The sequence below is a fragment of the Cecembia rubra genome, assembly GCF_003014575.1.
Lineage (GTDB): Bacteria > Bacteroidota > Bacteroidia > Cytophagales > Cyclobacteriaceae > Cecembia_A > Cecembia_A rubra.
In genome coordinates this window covers 30,603-49,356 of record NZ_PYGF01000004.1, presented here as the reverse complement: position 1 = coordinate 49,356, position 18,754 = coordinate 30,603, and the positions used below count along the sequence as shown (strand labels likewise).

Here is an 18,754-nt window from a genome sequence, read left to right as displayed (position 1 = left end):
ATGGAAACACTTTCTATTAGGTTAAAAATCGGCGACAGGGAATATCCCATGAAGGTGAAGACTGAGGATGAAGCCAAAATCAGACATGCAGGCAAATTGATTAATGAAAAAATCAAAAGATATAGAGAGGAGTTTGGTTTGGATGATAAGCAGGACTTATTGGCTATGGTAGCCTTCGATTGTATGATCGAGTCCATGGAACAGGACAAAATCAACGCAGAAGACAGCGAATTGGCCCATTCTAAAGTCATGCAGATCAATGAACAGCTCCGTTCACTTTTATAATTAACCCATCACTCATTTCGAGGGCTTTTTTCTTTTCCGGTAGGTAGAAATATATATCATATACCTATGGGAGATTCATTGTACATTATTATTTCAGGTGTAATAGGACTTGGAATAGGGGCCCTTTTAGCCGGCCTGTTTATCAAAAATAACAGTAAAAAAATTGAGGCTGATGCCAAAGAGAAAGCTAAAAGCATCATCCGGGAAGCAGAGATCAATGCAGAGGCATTGAAGAAAGACAGGATACTGGAAGCCAAAGAAAAGTACCTAAAATTGAAATCTGAGTTTGAGGAGGAGGTAAACAAGAAGAAGAATATCATCATTACCAACGAGAACAAAATCAAACAAAGGGAACAGTCACTTTCTAAGGAGATCGAAGTTATAAAAAGAAAAGAGGCTGAACTTGACAGTAAAAAAGAAAACCTAAGTGCGCAGCTTCATGCCGTTCAGGTGAAAAAAGAAGAACTGGATAAAGTAACCAATCAGCGTATTTCGGATCTTGAAAAGATTGCCGGTCTCACTAAGGATGAAGCCAAAGAGCAACTGGTGGAAATGCTGAAAGATGAAGCTACGACCAAGGCCTCTTCTCAGATAAAGGACATATTGGATCAGGCTAAGCTTACGGCAACCAAACAGGCCAAAAAGATTGTGCTTGACACCATACAGAGAACGGCTACTGAACATGCCATAGAGAACTGTGTGTCGGTATTCAATATCGAGTCTGATGATATCAAAGGAAAAATCATCGGTAGGGAAGGAAGAAATATCCGTGCATTGGAAGCAGCTACAGGAGTGGAAATCATCGTGGATGATACCCCGGAAGCGATCATCATTTCAGGCTTTGATCCTGTTAGAAGAGAGATTGCGAGATTGTCTCTTCACCGACTGGTACAGGATGGAAGGATTCACCCGGCCAGGATTGAAGAGGTAGTAGCAAAGACCGAGAAGAATATTGAAGAGGAAATCGTTGAGATCGGTGAAAGGACCTGTATTGATCTTGGAATTCATGGGCTTCACCCCGAATTGATCAGAATGGTAGGAAGAATGAGGTTCAGATCTTCATATGGTCAGAATTTGTTGCAGCACTCCAGAGAGGTAGCCAAGCTTTGTGCTACCATGGCAGCAGAGTTGGGACTGAATGCAAAATTAGCCAAAAGAGCCGGTCTGCTTCATGACATCGGTAAAGTTTGGCCTGAAGAGGCTGAATTGCCACATGCGATTTTGGGTATGGAGCTTGCCAAAAAGTACAAGGAGCATCCAGAAGTAGTGAATGCCATTGGTGCCCACCATGATGAAATCGAAATGACCTCTATGATTTCACCAATCATTCAGGCCTGCGATGCCATTTCCGGCTCCAGACCTGGAGCAAGGAGGGAAATCATGGACAGCTATATCAAGCGTCTGAAGGAATTGGAAGACCTTGCGCTGAGTTTTGATGGGGTGAACAAATGTTTTGCGATGCAGGCAGGCCGCGAATTGAGGGTGCTGGTAGATGCAGACAATGTGGATGATCAGACTGCAAGCAAATTGTCTTTTGATATTTCCCAAAAAATAGAAAAAGAGATGCAATACCCTGGACAGATCAAAATCACTGTGATCAGGGAAATGAGAGCGGTGAATTACGCCAAGTAATTTTACATTCATAGATTTACCTTAAGGTGCTGCAGTATTGTGGCACCTTTTTTCTTGTCTTGATATGTTTTTCATGTTTCAACTGTTTAAAAACTTTCCGGGTCTCATTCAGGAGATCAAATTGCTGTTTGGCACAAAGCCACTGGAAAAAGAAGACATTGATCTCCTGAACCGTTTTTTTCCTTATTACGAAAAATTGAAGCCAAAGCATAAGGATGAGTTCAAAGAAAGATTAGCCTATTTTATTGCCTCCAAGAAATTTATTCCAAGAGGTGAATTGAAAGCAATCAGCAGAGAAATGGAACTGTTAATTGGAGCCACCGCAGTAATGGTGACTTTTGGATTCCGGAATCTTAAGCTTAAAAATTTCTCGAAAATTCTCCTTTATCCTGACAACTACTATTCCACGATCAACAAAACCTACCATCAAGGAGAGGTCAATCCAAGGCTCGGAATAATTGTAATTTCATGGAGAAGTTTTGTGGAAGGATTTATGGAGCCCAACAATGGGATTAATCTGGGGGTCCATGAAATGGCGCATGCACTCAAACTGGAAAACCAGATACAAAATGAGGAAAGCAATTTTTTCAATGTAAGTGCATGGCGGAACTATGAGAAATTGGCCAAAAATGAAATGATTAAGTTAAAGGAAAGCCAAACCTCAATTTTCCGTCAATCAGCTTCAAAAAACATTCATGAGTTTTTTGCAGTGTCCTTGGAGTCATTTTTTGAGATTCCGCAAAGGCTAAAAGATTATGATGAGGAACTTTACAAAAGCATGGTTTATCTCCTGCAGCAGGATCCATTAGTCTTGTCAAATTGAGGTTCCAATTTTTTCAGTCTATCCATAAAGGTTTGGGCAAAGTCCCGATTTATCTCATGGTTTTAGTCCCCATTCCTCAACGTTATGCATTTCAGTTATTAATTTTATTTATTGTTACCATTTAAAAAACATGATAAATATCATGTTTGCTCCCACCCTACGTCACCTCATAAAAAATAGCCCTGAATTAGTTTTGTAGTAAATATTTGAAGCTATGCAGGGAAAAGTCGAAAACTTGGTCAAGTTTGCCTTGCCGGAAGAAATCATTCATCCGCATTATTGCAGGCAATTACCTCCCGGATTTCCGGCTCATCTGAGCATCGGAGGAAAAGGAATCATGTGCCATCCGACGGATGAACCAAGTTTGTACACGGCCCACCTGCCTGAAGTTTTGGATTGGCTGCATGGACTGGAAAAGCCAATTGGTCTAGAAGAGGAACCATGTGAAATTCCAGTTTTGCTTTTTGACAAGGAAATGTCAACCGAAAGCTTACTCTTTCATTATGATGGGACGCCTCGATCAGCCAGATTGATAAGGAATTTTGTCGAATTGTTTCAGGACAATATCAAAGAAAGCAAAGCAACCATCATCTCCCCCTCCTTCATTCCCAAATCAAAGCTAAGAGAAGAACAGGAAATTGTCCAATTGCTTGCCCAATCCACCGCAGAGACTTCTTTCATAAAATTCAATTTTACCAGAATCGGTGATTTTTGGTCCTATGCTGTCAAGCATAAGTGTACCCTTCTTGTAACTACCAAATATTACCAGGCCGATTTGGCAAAAGTACTTTTTCACTTCTACCGTGGAGGGATGTGGTATGACCGTTTATCTTTTTATCTATCGTATTAAGTCACCCGAGAATATGATTTCTGTCATGTTTTTTCCCTTTGAAGCTCAGTAACTTGTACCAAATGCCAAACCTACCAAATATATTGCCCGATAAGCAAACCTCAATCTGTTACCATTGTGGGGAGGATTGTAAGGATGAAATCCTTCATTATGATGATAAGGATTTTTGTTGTACCGGCTGCCAGCTGGTCTATGAGGTATTAAGTGAAAATAACCTTTGTAATTACTATGATATAGCTGACAACCCAGGCATAAGCCAAAAGGCAGTATCAGGCAGAGAAAACCGGTTCGATTATTTGGATGACGAAGATGTCATCAATAAATTGATTGATTTCCAAAATGGTGGAGAGACGCATATCACTTTTACTATTCCTTTCATCCATTGCGCATCTTGTATCTGGCTGCTTGAAAACCTCCATAAACTCAACCCAGGAGTGATTTCAGGGAGGGTTGATTTCATCAAAAAGAAAGTGCAGGTAAAATTTTTGCAGCATAAAATATCCTTAAAGGAATTGGTCCAACTGCTTTCAAGGATTGGATATGAACCTTTGATCAACCTCGCAGATACAGAGAAAAAGCAGGTCAAAGGTACCGACAAGAAATTGATAAGCAAGCTGGCGGTTGCCGGATTTTGCTTTGGTAACATGATGCTTTTCAGCCTTCCTGAGTATTTTTCAGAGGCGGAATTATTGGGTGAAGGTTTCAAAAAGACCTTTAACTATCTCAATGTATTTCTGGCATTGCCTGTGTTTTTTTATTCAGCCACAGATTACTACCGCTCGGCCTGGCTATCCATCCAAAATAAGGCCGTGAACATGGATGTGCCGATTGCTATTGGTATCGTCACCCTTTTTACCTACAGCTTATATGATATTTTCATTTTAGGCAATGAGGGATATATGGATACTTTAGGGGGCTTGCTTTTCTTTTTATTGATAGGCAAGTATTACCAGCAGAAAACCTATGACACCCTTTCATTTGACAGGGATTACAAATCCTATTTTCCGATTGCTGTTACAAGGGTAGTCAAAGATGAAGAAGAAGTGATTCCTTTGATGAAGCTGCATGTGGGCGATATAATCCGGGTGAGGGATTCGGAACTCATTCCTGCAGATTGCATCCTATTGGAAGGGGAAGCTTATATCGATTATTCTTTTGTGACAGGAGAAGAAGTTCCTGTTTCCAGGAAAAAGGGAGAACTCATCTATGCAGGAGGAAGGCAAAAAGGCAAGGCACTTACCTTGGCGGTTCAGAAGTCCCCTTCTCAAGGTTACCTGACTGACCTTTGGAACAATGAGTCTTTTGACAAGGAGAAAGCACAGGGGCTTGAATCTTTGGCCAATAGGATTTCAGGGAAATTCACCTTTATCGTATTATTTATCGCTTTGGCATCCCTTATTTTCTGGGTTTGGACAGGTCAGGCTTCCATGGGGGTATTGGCATTTACCTCGGTATTGATTATCACCTGCCCTTGTGCCTTGGCCATGTCCACTCCATTTACCTTGGGCAATACCCTAAGGGTTTTTGGACAAGGCAAACTCTATCTAAAAAATGCCCATGTCATAGAGAAATTGGCCAAAATAGATACGGTTATTTTTGACAAGACAGGAACACTTACCGCACCTTCACAGGCCACTGTAGATTATGTAGGAGAATCACTTTCAAATGAATCTAAGTCATTGGTCAAGGCCATGGTCAACCAATCCAATCATGCGCTGAGTAACCGGATCAATGCCTGGTTGGAAGGAGTAAGAGCTGTCAGTTTGCAGGAAGATGTGGAGGAAATTACCGGTAAAGGACTAAAGACAAGATACAAATCCCAGGAGATTAAGTTGGGGTCTGCGGAATTTGTCGGTGCAGATCAAAGAAACTTACCAGATGGAGGCAACATCGTGTTTTTTGCAGTGGATGAAACGGTATTGGGATACTTCTTTATACAGAGCGGTCTTCGTCAAGGTGTGGACCAGGTTATTTCTTCTATCCATCAAGAAAAAGAAGTCTACTTGCTTTCCGGGGATCAGGACCATGAAAGGCATAACCTGCAAAAAGTTTTTGGCCGTGGTGTACAGATGGTTTTCAACCAAAGTCCGAAAGATAAACTGTCCTTTGTGAAAAGGCTGAATCATGAAGGAAGGCAAACCCTCATGGTGGGAGACGGGCTCAATGATGCGGGGGCCTTGAGAGAAAGTAAGGTCGGGATTGCCATCACGGACAGAGTGACGAATTTCTCACCTGCTTCGGATGCTATCATGGATGCGGGCATGATCAATAAGCTTTCCGATTTTCTGGATTTCACCAAAACAAGCAGAAATATCATCAAGGCGAGTTTCGGGCTCAGCTTCACTTACAATATAGTCGGGGTTTACTTCGCTGTTCAGGGATTGGTGAGCCCTCTATTCTGTGCCATTCTGATGCCTATCAGCAGTATTTCAGTGGTGGTTTTCACCACTTTGACCATAAATTATCTGGCCTACAAAAGAGGCTTAAAACCAAAAATCTGGTAAACATGGAAGTGATATTCATATTGATAGCCATCAGTCTGATCCTAGCGGGAACTTTCCTCTTTCTCTTCTTCAGGGCCATGAAAGGAGGGCAGTTTGAGGACAGTCACACGCCTGCAATTAGAATCCTATTTGATAACGAACAAAAAACCAAAGAAAAAAAAGTACCATCAACTAAATCGAAGTAAGTATGTCAGGAACAACACTGGAACAGTTCAATTACGACAATAAGATCGTAAAGTACTTCGGGGTCGCCACCTTAGCCTGGGGCCTCGTCGGCATGTTGGTAGGTGTGATAGCAGCCACCCAGCTCTTTCTACCTGAGGCCAACTTGGGAAATCCCTACACCACTTTCGGCAGAATCAGGCCGCTGCACACCAATGCGGTTATTTTTGCCTTTGTAGGGAATGCCATCTTTGCAGGGATTTATTATTCCATGCCGAGGCTGTTGAAGGCTCCTATGTGGAGCAAGGCCTTAAGCTGGATCAATTTCTGGGGATGGCAATTGATTATTCTTTTGGCAGCGATAACACTGCCTTTAGGAATCACAACATCTAAAGAGTATGCAGAATTGGAATGGCCAATTGATATACTGATCGCCTTGGTTTGGGTGGCATTTGGTGCCAATATGATCGGTACACTGATCAAAAGAAGGGAAAAGCACATGTATGTAGCCATTTGGTTCTATCTGGCATCCTTCGTGACGGTAGCTGTTTTGCATATTTTCAACTCTTTGGCATTGCCGGTTTCTTTCCTGAAAAGTTATTCGGCTTATGCGGGTGTACAGGATGCCTTGGTACAATGGTGGTATGGTCACAATGCGGTGGCATTCTTCCTGACGACGCCATTTTTGGGGCTAATGTATTATTATTTGCCAAAGGCAGCCAATAGACCGGTTTATTCTTATAAGCTTTCTATCATTCACTTCTGGTCCCTGATTTTCTTGTATATCTGGGCCGGACCTCACCATTTGTTGTATACTGCACTTCCAGAGTGGGCTCAGGTATTAGGTGTTGTCTTTTCAGTGATGCTGATCGCTCCTTCTTGGGGTGGTATGGTCAATGGTTTGTTGACCCTGAGAGGTGCTTGGGATAAGGTAAGGGTTGATCCGGTTTTGAAATTCATGGTGGTGGCTGTCACTGCTTATGGTATGGCCACATTTGAAGGGCCAATGCTTTCATTGAAAAATGTCAATGCCATTGCCCACTATACGGACTGGATCGTAGCGCATGTACACATCGGTGGTTTGGGTTGGAACGGTTTCTTCACCTTTGCCATGTTGTATTGGTTGTGGCCAAGAATGTGGAAAACCAACCTTTACTCCACCAAATTGGCTACCACACACTTCTGGATGGGCACTTTAGGGATTATATTTTATGCACTTCCCATGTATGTTGCCGCATTGACACAGTCCTTAATGTGGAAAGAATTCAGTGAAGCCGGTAGATTGGCTTATCCGAACTTCCTGGAGACAGTGATTCAGATTGTACCTATGTACATGCTAAGGGCATTTGGCGGTTTGTTGTATCTATCAGGGGCCATTTTGATGGTGTATAACCTGGTAAAAACTGCTAAGCAAGGATCCTTCCAGGCAGAAGAGGCTGATGAAGCAGCCGCTTTGGTGCCTCACAAAGAGGAAAAAGGCGAATTCTGGCATAGGGCATGGGAGAGAAAACCTGTTTTCTTTACCATTATGGCCACAGTAGCAATTTTGATTGGTGGTGCCATTGAAATCATTCCTACAATATTGGTCAAATCCAATGTTCCTACCATTTCCAGCGTACAGCCTTATACTCCATTGGAACTTCAGGGAAGGGATCTTTACATTTCCCATGGCTGTGTAGGATGCCACTCTCAGATGATCAGGCCTTTCCGTTCAGAAACAGAGCGGTATGGAGAATATTCCAAAGCAGGTGAATTCGTCTATGACAGACCATTCTTGTGGGGGTCTAAGCGTACAGGACCGGATTTGCACCGGGTGGGAGGTAAATACCCAGATAGCTGGCATTATCACCACATGGTAGATCCTAGGTCCATGTCTCCAGGTTCGTTGATGCCTCCTTATCCTTGGATGGCCACCAATATCATGGATCACAGTGACCTTCCAGCAAAAATCAGAACCCTGCAAAAATTGGGAGTGCCTTATCCGGAAGGTTATGATGAGCAGGCCAATGGAGATCTGATGGTACAAGCCGAACAGATTGTAGCCAACCTCAAGTCTTCAGGTGTGGAAGTCATGCCTGAGTCTGAAATAGTGGCGCTCATTGCTTATCTGCAGCGATTGGGAACCGATATCAAAAAAACTACTGCATCTAACCCTTAAACATTCGGAACCATGAAAAAAGAGATATTGAGTTCCATTGAGAACGTTGAAATTTACCCTATCATATCCCTTTTGATCTTTGTGATCTTTTTTATCGGGATGTTCATATGGGTTATCCGTGTAGATAAATCTTACATCAATCATATGAAGGATATGCCTTTCAATGATAAAACACAAAATTCCGGCGGCTATGAAAAAGTTTAAATCTTTAATATTGCTTATGGTAGGGATGGCTTCATCCCTGCCCACTTTTGCCCAAACAAGTGATATCAGTTGGGTAGCCAAATTGCAGGAAATGGATGGTAATCAGGTGACTTTGCTGGTAATTCTTGCAGTTATCTTGGGAGTCATTTTATTGCTTCTTATTCTGATGATTTACCTGATGTCCTTTATGGTTTCGGTATTTAAAATGCAGAATCCAGAATTGGCAGCCCAACCTACCTGGTGGGATGAATTTAAGTTGAAATACATCACGGGTAAAATGAAACCAGTAGGAGGCAAAGAGGAAAAAGACATGATGCTGGATCATAACTATGACGGGATCGTGGAACTGGATAACCATATGCCCCCATGGTTGGCCAATGTATTTTATATCACTATAGCTTTTGCGGTAGTTTACTTCACTTATTTCACTGTTCTTGGTTTGGGTAAAACCCAGCTTGAGGAATATGAAGAAGAACTTCGTATAGCTGCTATTGAGGCCGAAAAAAGATCTGCTTTGGCACTGAGTTCAATCGATGAAAATACGGTGGTTTTTGATAATTCTACTGCCGCGCTCAATTCAGGGAAAAGTATTTTCGAGGCCAACTGTGCTGCCTGTCATGCTGCAGATGGTGGGGGAGGTGTAGGGCCTAACCTGACAGATGAGTATTGGATTCACGGAGGGTCTATCAATGATGTGTTCAAAGTAGTGAAATATGGCGTGGTAGCCAAAGGAATGATCCCTTGGCAAGACCAGTTAAGTCCGGAGGAGATGCAGAATGTTTCCAGTTATATCCTGACTTTGGTTGGTACTACTCCAGCCAATCCTAAAGCACCGGAGGGTGAAAAATTTGAACCGGCAGCTGAGGAGCCCTTAGAGGCAATTGCGGAAGGGGAAAATGAAGCCGAGAGTGCAGACTGATTTAAATGTTTTTTAACAGGGGGAAGTTTGATTACTTTTCCCCTGTTATAAACTCAACAAAAATGAGTGTTAAAAATCCTCATCTGGATCCTGAAAAATTCCGCGATTCTCTCGCTACTGTAAGAGAGGATGGTAAGCGGAATTGGATCTATCCCAAAAAGGTAAGTGGAAAGTTTTACCGTTGGAGGACCTATCTGTCATGGGTATTATTGGCTATTCTCTTTATTGGTCCTTTTATAAAAGTGGGAGGAAGACCTTATATGTTGTTCAATATTTTTGAGCGCAAGTTCATCATATTTGGAGCAGCATTCTGGCCTCAGGATACGCATCTTTTGATTTTTCTACTTCTGATTTTCTTTGTTTTTGTGATCCTGTTCACGGCAGTCTTCGGTAGGGTGTTTTGTGGCTGGGCCTGCCCACAGACTTTGTTTATGGAGATGGTTTTCAGGAAAATAGAGTACTGGATCGAAGGGGATGCCAATCAACAGAGAAAATTGGATGCCATGCCCTGGAATGGAGAGAAGATCTGGAAGAAGGGATTGAAAATGTTCATTTTTGTCCTTATTTCTTTGCTTATTTCCCATACTGTCATGGCCTATCTGATAGGGATTGATCAGGTTAAGGTGATTGTCACTCAGCCTCCCTCAGAGCACTTGGCCGGATTTATAGGACTGATGGCATTTACAGGAATTTTTCTTTTCATTTTCTCATGGTTCAGGGAACAGGCATGTATAGTCGTATGTCCTTATGGTAGGCTTCAGGGTGTATTGCTGGATGCCAATTCCATCAATGTGACTTATGACCATGTAAGGGGAGAGCCAAGAGCCCCTATCAGAAAAAACCAAGTGGAAGAAAGTCCTAAAGGTGATTGCATTGATTGTGGACTGTGTGTACAGGTCTGCCCGACTGGTATTGATATCAGAAATGGGGTACAGATGGAATGTGTCAACTGCACAGCCTGTATCGATGTCTGTGATGAGGTGATGGATAAAGTGGAACGTCCCCGTGGACTAATCCGCTACGCTTCTGACAACAGTGTATTGCAGCGGACACAAAAACTGATAACTGGAAGAGTGAAACTGTATTCCTTCCTATTGCTGATTTTGGTGGGAGCTTTTGTGACTCTTATCGCTACCCGAGATGATCTGGGTGCTACAGTGACTAGGTTCAGAGGCATGACTTATCAGGCCAGGGACACAGGTGAGATCAGCAATTTGTATGAAGTAACCTTTATCAATAAAACTTTTGATCCACAAACTGTGACGCTGACTCCTCAGGATGAAAAATACAAAGTGGAGGTAGTAGGAGATCAAAATTGGACATTGCAAGGACAGACCAAATTCGAAGGCAGGTTCTTTATAGTTACTGAAGCGGGCAATATTAAAACCAACCAGGAAAATATTACCTTACTATTGACCCAAAACGGGGAAGTAATTGATAAAATCAAAACCAGCTTTGTGGGTCCAATTGCCAAATAATTAAATCAACAAAAAAAAAGAAAATTCTATGGATTGGGGAAAAGGAATAATATTGACACTTGTAGTCTTTGGGATCTTGATTATCTCAATGGTTACAATCTGTGTCAGACAAGATGATATACACTTGGTTACACAGAATTATTATGAAGAGGAAATCAAGTACCAAGATCAAATCCAAAAAATGATCAATGCAAGTCAATTGGATCATGAAGTGCTGATTTATGACAATCAACAAAAGATTGTAGATCTTCACCTTCCGGTAGGGGCTAAAGGCACTGTGCATTTTTTCAGACCTTCTGATGCCAGGTTGGATCAAAAGATAGAATTCGATATTTCTGATGCAGCTGTAAATTCTGTGGATGTTAAAAGTCTTAAACCGGGTTATTGGAGGGTGAAATTGACATGGGTTGAAAATGGCACTGCTTATTACCAGGAAAAGAAAATTACGATTTAAATGATCTGGACAGCCTTCCTTTTGGGTTTTTTGGGTTCTTTCCATTGCTTAGGCATGTGTGGCCCCATTGCTTTGGCAGTTTCTGCCAAAGACAATACCCCATTTTTAGCCAATAAAATCGTCTATAACTTAGGAAGGACACTCACTTATGCCTCTTTGGGAGCGGTGATTGGGTTGATCGGATTTACTTTCTCTCTAGCTGGAATACAACAGTGGATTTCCATATTAATGGGGGGCTTGATTTTTTTTATGGCTTTCTTTTACAAGCAATCGGAAAGATGGATTGCCCAAAAGGGATTTTTCGGAGGAGTTTACAAATTGAAAAATTCCCTCGGACAATATTTGAAAAAAGGTGGAACCCAGGCTTTTTTCGTCTCTGGTTTGTTGAATGGACTTTTACCTTGCGGTATGGTATACATTGCCTTGATAGCCTCTCTTGCCTTACAGAGTCCGATTGAAGGGGCATTGTACATGTTCTTTTTCGGCCTGGGTACCATTCCGATGTTAGTGGGGGTAATGATCACCGGCAAAATCCTATCTATTCCCATCCGAAACAAATTGACCAATGCCATGCCTTATTTGGCTATGTTTATTGGTATTCTTTTTATTGTCAGAGGGCTAGGTCTAGGAATACATTATCTAAGCCCAAAATTGCCTACCATTGAAAATGGCAAGGTAAACACCGAAATGACTGTTTGCGACTGATTTTTCAGAAGAATAATCTAGAATAATTAAAAAATGCTGCTCTTCCTAAAGGGCAGCATTTGAAAAATTGGGCTATCCGGGTAATTCTTTTGCAGATCAGGTTTAAATTGCTTTGCTAAACCCAAACTTTTGATTCTCTTTTTCCTGCATTCTTTGGTCGAAGGTCATGCAGATATTCCGGATGAATGGCATTCCTTCATTTTTTATTTTTATTCCGGTATGGTCAAAATCAATCAATCCTTCTTCCTTAAAGGTCTTCAATTTATCCCAGTTCTTTTTCCCGAGTTTGGAATAATAGCAGAAATCCCATTGGGCTTCCTGGTTGCAGATCAATTGAAGGATAAGATTCCTGTTTTTGATGTCATCAGGACTCATGATATGTCCTTTGCTGATGGCAAAATGTCCCAAACTGATCTGTTCTTTGTATAGGTCGATTTCTTTGGTGTTTTGGGCGTAGGCAAAATAGACATCGGAAATGGAACTGTTGCCTAAACCAATCAGAATCTTAGATGGAGAGGTGGTATAGCCCATGAAGTTCCTGTGCAGGGTTTTATTCTCCTTGGCCAGGTTGAGGGGGTCCTTAGGAAGGGCAAAATGGTCCATTCCAATTTCCAGATATCCCATGGATTGAAGGATTTCCTTTCCGCTCTCATAAAGCCTTCTTTTTTCAGCTTCATTGGGCAAATATTGCTCGAAACTTTTCTGTGCAGGGAAGGCTGATGGGAGATGGGCATAGCTGTAAAAGGCGATGCGGTCCGGTTTCAGGAGGGCCACTTTTTCAAAAGTATCCTGGATGGTTTCGAGATTTTGATGGGGCAGGCCATAAATCAGGTCAAAATTGACAGAGTCATAGCCGATTTCTCTGGCTACTTCGGTGGCTTCCTGCACCCTTTCAAATGGCTGAATCCTGTGAATGGCTTTTTGAACATCCAAATTGAAATCCTGTATACCATAGCTCACTCTTCTGAAGCCCAAATCAAAAAGGGTCTGAAGATGCTCTCTGGTGGTATTGTTGGGATGGCCTTCAAAACTGAACTCTGCCCCAGGCATCACAGATGAAGTCTCAAGAATGAAATCCAACATTTCCTTCAGAGATTGGGGTGAGAAGAAAGTCGGAGTGCCTCCCCCTAAATGGATACCAGCTAATTTAGGTTTAGTGTCCAACACACTGAGGTAAGCAGACCACTCGTTCATTATGCTGGTAATGTAGGGCGTCTCTACAGCATGGTTTTTGGTGATGCGTTTGTTGCAGCCACAATAGGTACACAAGCTTTCACAATAAGGAAGGTGGATATAAAGGGTAATTCCTTCCTCCTCCCCAAAATCCTCATAGGCTTTTTTGACCATACTCATCCAGCCTCTCTCGTTAAGGTCATCTGACCAAAGCGGTACTGTTGGATAAGAAGTATACCTTGGCGCAGGCACATTGTATTTTTTGATCAAATCAAGTTTTTTGGCTTCCATGCTTACTCATGTTTGATGCAAATTTCGTTCAAGCTAATGGCCTTTTTAATGACTACCATCTGTTTCCGAAACTGATAATCGTCATGTTTTTTAGTCTTTTTTGTGGACCAAATTCAATTGACACTGATATTGGGCTTAGATATATTCCAAAAATTCGATATTTTTAAAAAGTTTAAACCTGAATGACCTATGAAAAAGCTATCCATTGACAGATCCAGAAGGGATTTTATTTCGAAATCTGTGGCCTTAACAGCAGGCTCGATATTTTTAACGGGAATTGCAGAAGCTTTGCAGCTCCATGAACGTCCCAATCAAAAAATGAAAATAGCGATGGTGGGTTTGGGCATCCGTGGAGTCAATATGTTTGGCAGGGATGTGCAAAGGGTTTATCAGGAACAGATAGAATTTGTTGGTTTATGTGATCATAATGAAGGTAGATTAAGGTTCGGACAGCAATATATCGGAGTAAATTGTGCGCTTTATACGGATTTTGACAAAATGCTGCGGGAGCAAAAACCGGATGTGGTGATCGTCACTACCGTAGATAATACGCACCATACTTTTATCATCAGAGCCCTTGAGTTTGGAACCCATGTGATCACAGAAAAGCCCATGACCACAGATGAGGTCAAATGCCAGGCCATTTTGGATGCCGAGCGGAAATCCGGTAAAAAAGTAATCGTCACCTTTAATTACCGGTATTCTCCTCACCGCCAACGGTTATATGAAATCATCCGTAATGGGGAAATCGGAGAGGTGACCTCTGTGGATTTCCATTGGTACCTGGACACCTCCCATGGGGCGGATTACTTCAGGAGATGGCATGCTTACAGAGAAAAGGGAGGGACTTTGTTGGTGCATAAATCCACACATCATTTTGACCTGCTCAACTGGTGGCTGGATTCTGATCCTGAAGAGGTTTTTGCTTACGGGGATTTGGAATTTTATGGAAAGAATGGGCCTTTTAGACATTCCCACTGCCGGCCATGCCCTCACAAAAGCAATTGCGACTTTCACTGGGACATCACCAAAAATTCCCATTTGATGGATCTTTATGTCAAAAATGAGCAATATGATGGATACTTAAGGGATGGCTGTGTTTTCAGAGAGGACATAGACATTTATGATAAAATGGCCGTTCAGATACGGTACATGAACGGAGTGCAGGTGAGTTATTCCTTGACAAGCTATTCCCCTTATGAAGGATACCGGATTGCTTTCAATGGCACCAAGGGGCGTCTGGATGCCTGGATAAAAGAAAGTCAGCCCTGGGAGGAACCTGATCAGGATGAACTCCGACTGACAAGAAACTTTGGGAATACAGAAATCATTATCATTCCGCATGGTGGAGGGGGGCACGGGGGAGGAGACACACGGTTAAAAGATAAGCTGTTCAAAGATCCCTCTATGGCTGATCCGTATAGACAATCTGCAGGAACAAGAGATGGTGCCATGTCCATCTTGGTGGGAATAGCGGCAAGGAAAAGTATTGAAAGCGGCAAGCCGATTAAAGTAGCTGATCTAACAGCTATTAAGTTGGAAAAAACAGGTAGGGGGATGTTATAATCCATCCCCTGAATTTTTTAAGCTTCTTTGAACTCCACCCGGCTGATGATGTCCATGATCAAATGCAACATGATGGCCGTTACCAAGCTCATGCCTATACACATTCCCATAAGACCATAAACAAATTGCTTGCTGATAATAAAGGCGAAAATTCCTGACAGAAATGATGGAATTATCCCGAAAAAGAACACCCCCGAGATGATCAAAGGCTTGATCAATTTCCTGTCCCATGATTCTTCAAAACCCACATTGGTAACCAAGGCTATGGCAAAACCGGTGAGATAATACAACAAAAGCAATAAGGGAAAAATCAGGGATAAACCCCAATGGAGTTCAGCTATCAATACTGCAGGAACTATGGTCAGTAAGCCCAAAACAAGGGTTTGGTAAATATCAAGTTTGATCAGGTTCCAGAATTTACTACTCCAAGAGGCGGGGATTAATATGAAAAAAGGTTTTTTCATATCGCCCAGATTGGTTTTTCCCAGACCTGCTATAAAATAGATACTTACCAAAAATACCAGATATCCGTAAAGGAATTTATGCGTAAGCAGATCAAATCTTGATAGCAGGGCCAAAACCAAAGCAATCCCCGCAAAGATTAAAGTGTAAAGTCCTGCTAAGGGATGGTAATCCAGTCGCGACCCATTTACATAATTTCTCCAATACAAGGCCACGGCACCCTGACCAAAATTAGAGATTTCCAATTTCTTTTTGGTATTGAGCCCATAGGTGGCTTCAGATACCTCCTGACTTTTCACTTTTTCCTTGTTTTCTTCCTTAGACTTGGTACTTTCGAGCACATCCTCATAGTATTGACCTGAATGAATGATGACCAATTTGATAAGTAGGATGCTTAGCATGACATATGCCAAAGTGAAACCCGCCAATTTCAGGATGTCCCCGTTATCCAAAAAAAGCACCATTGCCCTGCTCCAGCCCACCAAAGGGAAAAAGTCAAACCAAGGGGAACCTACCCAAGCAAACATTCCTTCCCAGAATTTTTCGGCGCGTAAACCCGGGATCAAGATCATGACCCCAAGGAGTATGGAAAATATGACTAAGATTTTTTTGACAAGGGGATAAATATGGTACTTGGTGTTGAGTGTGTAAAGCAGGAATTTGATGGGGGAAAGAATGAAGATGAATAAACCTATACTCAGTGCCATGGCCAAAATTTTCAAAATGTTCAGGTCAAGGAACTGATTAACTGATGCGGTGATGTATATAAAAAATATAGCTGAACCTCCTAATGCGGGGATCAGGCTTCTCAACATGTAATAAAGTAGGATATTGGCCGGGGCTACAGGAGAGGTAAACAAAAGGTTGACATCGGCCATGCTGAAAAAACTGATGTTTTTCTTCGTGGCCTTGAACAATTGGAACATCAGGATAATTAAAGCTGCCACTGTAATCCCTCCTCTGATGCTGAAAACCTCAGCAGCAATTTCTGTCAGGATATTGGATACTTCTTCTATATCATCTGAACTGTTGTTTTGGCTGCTTTCAAAACCTTTGGTATAGAAAAACCCTATATAGCCAATTACAAAAAGGTAGGGCAGCAGCCTTGCCGGATTTCTGAAGATTAGCTTGATATTGTTCACCAGGATAAAAATATCCTTTCGGAGCAAAAGTCTGAACTCATTCATCTTTGGTCAATTCTAAAAATAGATCTTCTAAACTGGAATCATCACTTTCGCTTAATGTGGCTTTTAAATTTGCCAGCGTGTCATTGCCTATAATATTCCCGTCCTTCATGATCATAATACGGTCCGCAATGGTCTCTACGCTATCAATAAGGTGGGTGCTGACCAGGATTGTTTTTCCATTTTCCTTCAACTCTTTGAAGATTCTTTTGGTGTTCTTAATGGCTTTTGGATCCAGCCCGATCATGGGTTCGTCAAAAAATAAAAGCTCAGGATCAGGCAATAATGCACAGCAAATGGAGACTTTTTGGCGCATACCTTTGGAAAGGTCCCTGCCAAGCTTGTCCTGCTTGTCTGTCAATTCATAAATTTCCATCCATTCTTCAGCTTTCCTTTTCCAGTCTTCGACGGCATAAGCCTGAGCGATGAACTGCATGTGTTCCTTCACGGTGAGAAGGTCATACACATGTGGTGTTTCCGGGATGTAGGAGAACAATTTTTTGGCAGGGACAGAAAGGTGGTCATGTCCGCCTATGCGGATGCTTCCGGCTGTTTTTCTCAACAGACCAACGATACACTTCATTGTAGTGCTTTTTCCTGCTCCATTAGGCCCAAGAAGTCCTACGACTTCCCCTCCCTGCAATGAAAAACTGATGTCATTGACAGCATTCTGTTTGCCGTATCTTTTGACCAAACCTTCTACTTCTAACATGGATGATGTAAAAATTTAAACACCAATAATAAACTTTCTTGTTGGGGTTTAAGTTGCAAAAAGCGAAAAAAAGTATAGATAAATTTAAATCTTCTTATACAAACAGAATTTATCTAATATTCAAAAACTGCAATTCCCGGATCTTCATCATAAGTCACTGCATAAATCTTTCTCTCTTTTTCATCCACGGCAATACTGTAGATCCGTCTGTCCAGCTGATAGTAAGCTATGGGATTTCCTTGATAGTCCAATTCAAAAATTTGATTCGACATTTTGACCATGCTGTTTGGGGTGTTTCTGCTAAAGCCTAAGTAAACTAAGAATATAGAATTTTCTCCCAGGAAGATGTTATTGTATGCCAATGTGTTATTCCCATCAATATCTGCACCGATATTTCGTCCAGATCCAATTATCTCGTATTTCAAGGGTTCTGAAATCGGGCCGCTTACGCTAATTTTTTCCGAGGGAGAATCTATAGGGAGGATTTCCACAATGTCACTGTTGACCTGAGCGTGTACCAGTAGCTTCTTTTCTCTGTTGTATGCTGTTTGGCCTTGGCGAATATCTCCTAATATAAACCCTGTAGCTTCATCTGCTTCTTGGTCCTTGGACCATGGATCCAATTTTCTCTGTAAAACGTTGGCAGTGTCAAAAATTGCAAAAGCGTGACTGTCATTCATCAGTCGACTTACAAAGGTATCAGGAGTCAACCAGTTCCAAGAAACCGAGAAAAAAGACTGCTCGCCCTTTTTGAAAGAACGGATGGAAGTCGTAAGGGTATCGTTAAGGCTATATTCATGGATTTTTTTTTCGTTAAGGTCATATACCCAGAAGGTATCATCCCGCCATCCCTGATCAAAACTTCTGATACTGATGATTTCACCCGGTCCATATCCCTGCTTACCTTTTGGATAAAGGTACTTCATACTGTCTTTTTGGATGATATGGATCAGCTTTCTGTCATGCCCTGTTCCTCCCCGGTAATTTTCGCTGAGGATCAGTTTGTCATTTTTGATGGTAATCAATGTCGCAGTCAGTATTTCCTCAAAATTGTATTTTTTGCTCTGCAGTTTTTGTTGGATAGGAAACGAATCTAAGGTGAAATTTTTTTCAAAAGGGTTTTCACTTTTTTCGGTGCACCCAAGAAATAAGATAAAAGCAAGAATTTTTAATTGATTTTTCATAAACACTT

General features: G+C 41.8%; 17 protein-coding genes. 13 read left to right on the top strand and 4 right to left on the bottom strand.

Annotation, left to right across the window (positions count from 1 at the left end):
* The 12 genes from CLV48_RS08890 to CLV48_RS08835 all read left to right on the top strand — a co-directional run bounded on the left by CLV48_RS08890 (position 1) and on the right by CLV48_RS08835 (position 12,174).
* Positions 1-285 (top strand): cell division protein ZapA, encoded by a 285-nt coding sequence (locus CLV48_RS08890; protein ID WP_106566930.1) that lies wholly within the window; start codon positions 1-3, stop codon positions 283-285.
* 66 nt (positions 286-351) lie between these two features.
* The gene (gene rny, locus CLV48_RS08885) at positions 352-1,917 is read left to right on the top strand and encodes a ribonuclease Y (protein WP_106566929.1); all 1,566 of its coding nucleotides are present in this window, start codon (positions 352-354) and stop codon (positions 1,915-1,917) included.
* A 73-nt stretch (positions 1,918-1,990) separates the two neighbouring features.
* Positions 1,991-2,740 carry a zinc-dependent peptidase gene (locus tag CLV48_RS08880; protein WP_245889512.1) on the top strand — a complete coding sequence of 250 codons (750 nt, stop codon included), beginning with the start codon at positions 1,991-1,993 and terminating at the stop codon, positions 2,738-2,740.
* 214 nt (positions 2,741-2,954) lie between these two features.
* Positions 2,955-3,590 carry a hypothetical protein gene (locus CLV48_RS08875; protein WP_106566927.1) on the top strand — a complete coding sequence of 212 codons (636 nt, stop codon included), beginning with the start codon at positions 2,955-2,957 and terminating at the stop codon, positions 3,588-3,590.
* Positions 3,591-3,652: 62 nt separating this feature from the next.
* The gene (locus tag CLV48_RS08870) at positions 3,653-6,094 is read left to right on the top strand and encodes a heavy metal translocating P-type ATPase (RefSeq protein WP_106566926.1); all 2,442 of its coding nucleotides are present in this window, start codon (positions 3,653-3,655) and stop codon (positions 6,092-6,094) included.
* A 2-nt stretch (positions 6,095-6,096) separates the two neighbouring features.
* Positions 6,097-6,279, top strand: a complete 183-nt coding sequence (ccoS, locus tag CLV48_RS08865) for a cbb3-type cytochrome oxidase assembly protein CcoS (RefSeq protein ID WP_106566925.1) — start codon at positions 6,097-6,099, stop codon at positions 6,277-6,279.
* Between the two features lie 2 nt (positions 6,280-6,281).
* The gene (gene ccoN / locus CLV48_RS08860) at positions 6,282-8,414 is read left to right on the top strand and encodes a cytochrome-c oxidase, cbb3-type subunit I (RefSeq protein WP_106566924.1); all 2,133 of its coding nucleotides are present in this window, start codon (positions 6,282-6,284) and stop codon (positions 8,412-8,414) included.
* A 12-nt stretch (positions 8,415-8,426) separates the two neighbouring features.
* Positions 8,427-8,618, top strand: coding sequence for a CcoQ/FixQ family Cbb3-type cytochrome c oxidase assembly chaperone (locus CLV48_RS08855; protein WP_106566923.1), 192 nt, complete (start codon positions 8,427-8,429; stop codon positions 8,616-8,618).
* Positions 8,605-9,537 (top strand): cbb3-type cytochrome c oxidase N-terminal domain-containing protein, encoded by a 933-nt coding sequence (locus tag CLV48_RS08850; RefSeq protein WP_106566922.1) that lies wholly within the window; start codon positions 8,605-8,607, stop codon positions 9,535-9,537. The genes CLV48_RS08855 and CLV48_RS08850 overlap by 14 nt, the downstream gene beginning before the upstream one ends.
* A 62-nt stretch (positions 9,538-9,599) precedes the next feature.
* Complete coding sequence (gene ccoG, locus CLV48_RS08845) at positions 9,600-11,015, top strand: cytochrome c oxidase accessory protein CcoG (protein WP_106566921.1); 1,416 nt, start codon at positions 9,600-9,602, stop codon at positions 11,013-11,015.
* Positions 11,016-11,043: 28 nt separating this feature from the next.
* Positions 11,044-11,469: a FixH family protein gene (locus tag CLV48_RS08840; protein ID WP_106566920.1), complete on the top strand. Its 426-nt coding sequence runs from the start codon at positions 11,044-11,046 to the stop codon at positions 11,467-11,469.
* Positions 11,470-12,174: a sulfite exporter TauE/SafE family protein gene (locus CLV48_RS08835; RefSeq protein WP_106566919.1), complete on the top strand. Its 705-nt coding sequence runs from the start codon at positions 11,470-11,472 to the stop codon at positions 12,172-12,174.
* Positions 12,175-12,276: 102 nt separating this feature from the next.
* On the opposite strand, the gene hemN is transcribed toward CLV48_RS08835, so the two are convergent.
* Positions 12,277-13,638 (bottom strand): oxygen-independent coproporphyrinogen III oxidase, encoded by a 1,362-nt coding sequence (gene hemN / locus CLV48_RS08830; RefSeq protein WP_106566918.1) that lies wholly within the window; start codon positions 13,636-13,638, stop codon positions 12,277-12,279.
* Between the two features lie 189 nt (positions 13,639-13,827).
* Here hemN and CLV48_RS08825 point away from each other — a divergent pair, with 189 nt between their 5' ends.
* The gene (locus tag CLV48_RS08825; RefSeq protein WP_106566917.1) at positions 13,828-15,204 is read left to right on the top strand and encodes a Gfo/Idh/MocA family oxidoreductase; all 1,377 of its coding nucleotides are present in this window, start codon (positions 13,828-13,830) and stop codon (positions 15,202-15,204) included.
* Positions 15,205-15,221: 17 nt separating this feature from the next.
* On the opposite strand, the gene CLV48_RS08820 is transcribed toward CLV48_RS08825, so the two are convergent.
* The 3 genes from CLV48_RS08820 to CLV48_RS08810 all read right to left on the bottom strand — a co-directional run bounded on the left by CLV48_RS08820 (position 15,222) and on the right by CLV48_RS08810 (position 18,746).
* Positions 15,222-16,853, bottom strand: a complete 1,632-nt coding sequence (locus tag CLV48_RS08820) for a putative ABC exporter domain-containing protein (RefSeq protein ID WP_106566916.1) — start codon at positions 16,851-16,853, stop codon at positions 15,222-15,224.
* Positions 16,846-17,562, bottom strand: a complete 717-nt coding sequence (locus tag CLV48_RS08815) for an ABC transporter ATP-binding protein (protein WP_106566915.1) — start codon at positions 17,560-17,562, stop codon at positions 16,846-16,848. The genes CLV48_RS08820 and CLV48_RS08815 overlap by 8 nt, the downstream gene beginning before the upstream one ends.
* Positions 17,563-17,675: 113 nt before the next feature.
* Complete coding sequence (locus tag CLV48_RS08810; RefSeq protein ID WP_170069001.1) at positions 17,676-18,746, bottom strand: BF3164 family lipoprotein; 1,071 nt, start codon at positions 18,744-18,746, stop codon at positions 17,676-17,678.
* Positions 18,747-18,754 lie beyond the last annotated feature (8 nt).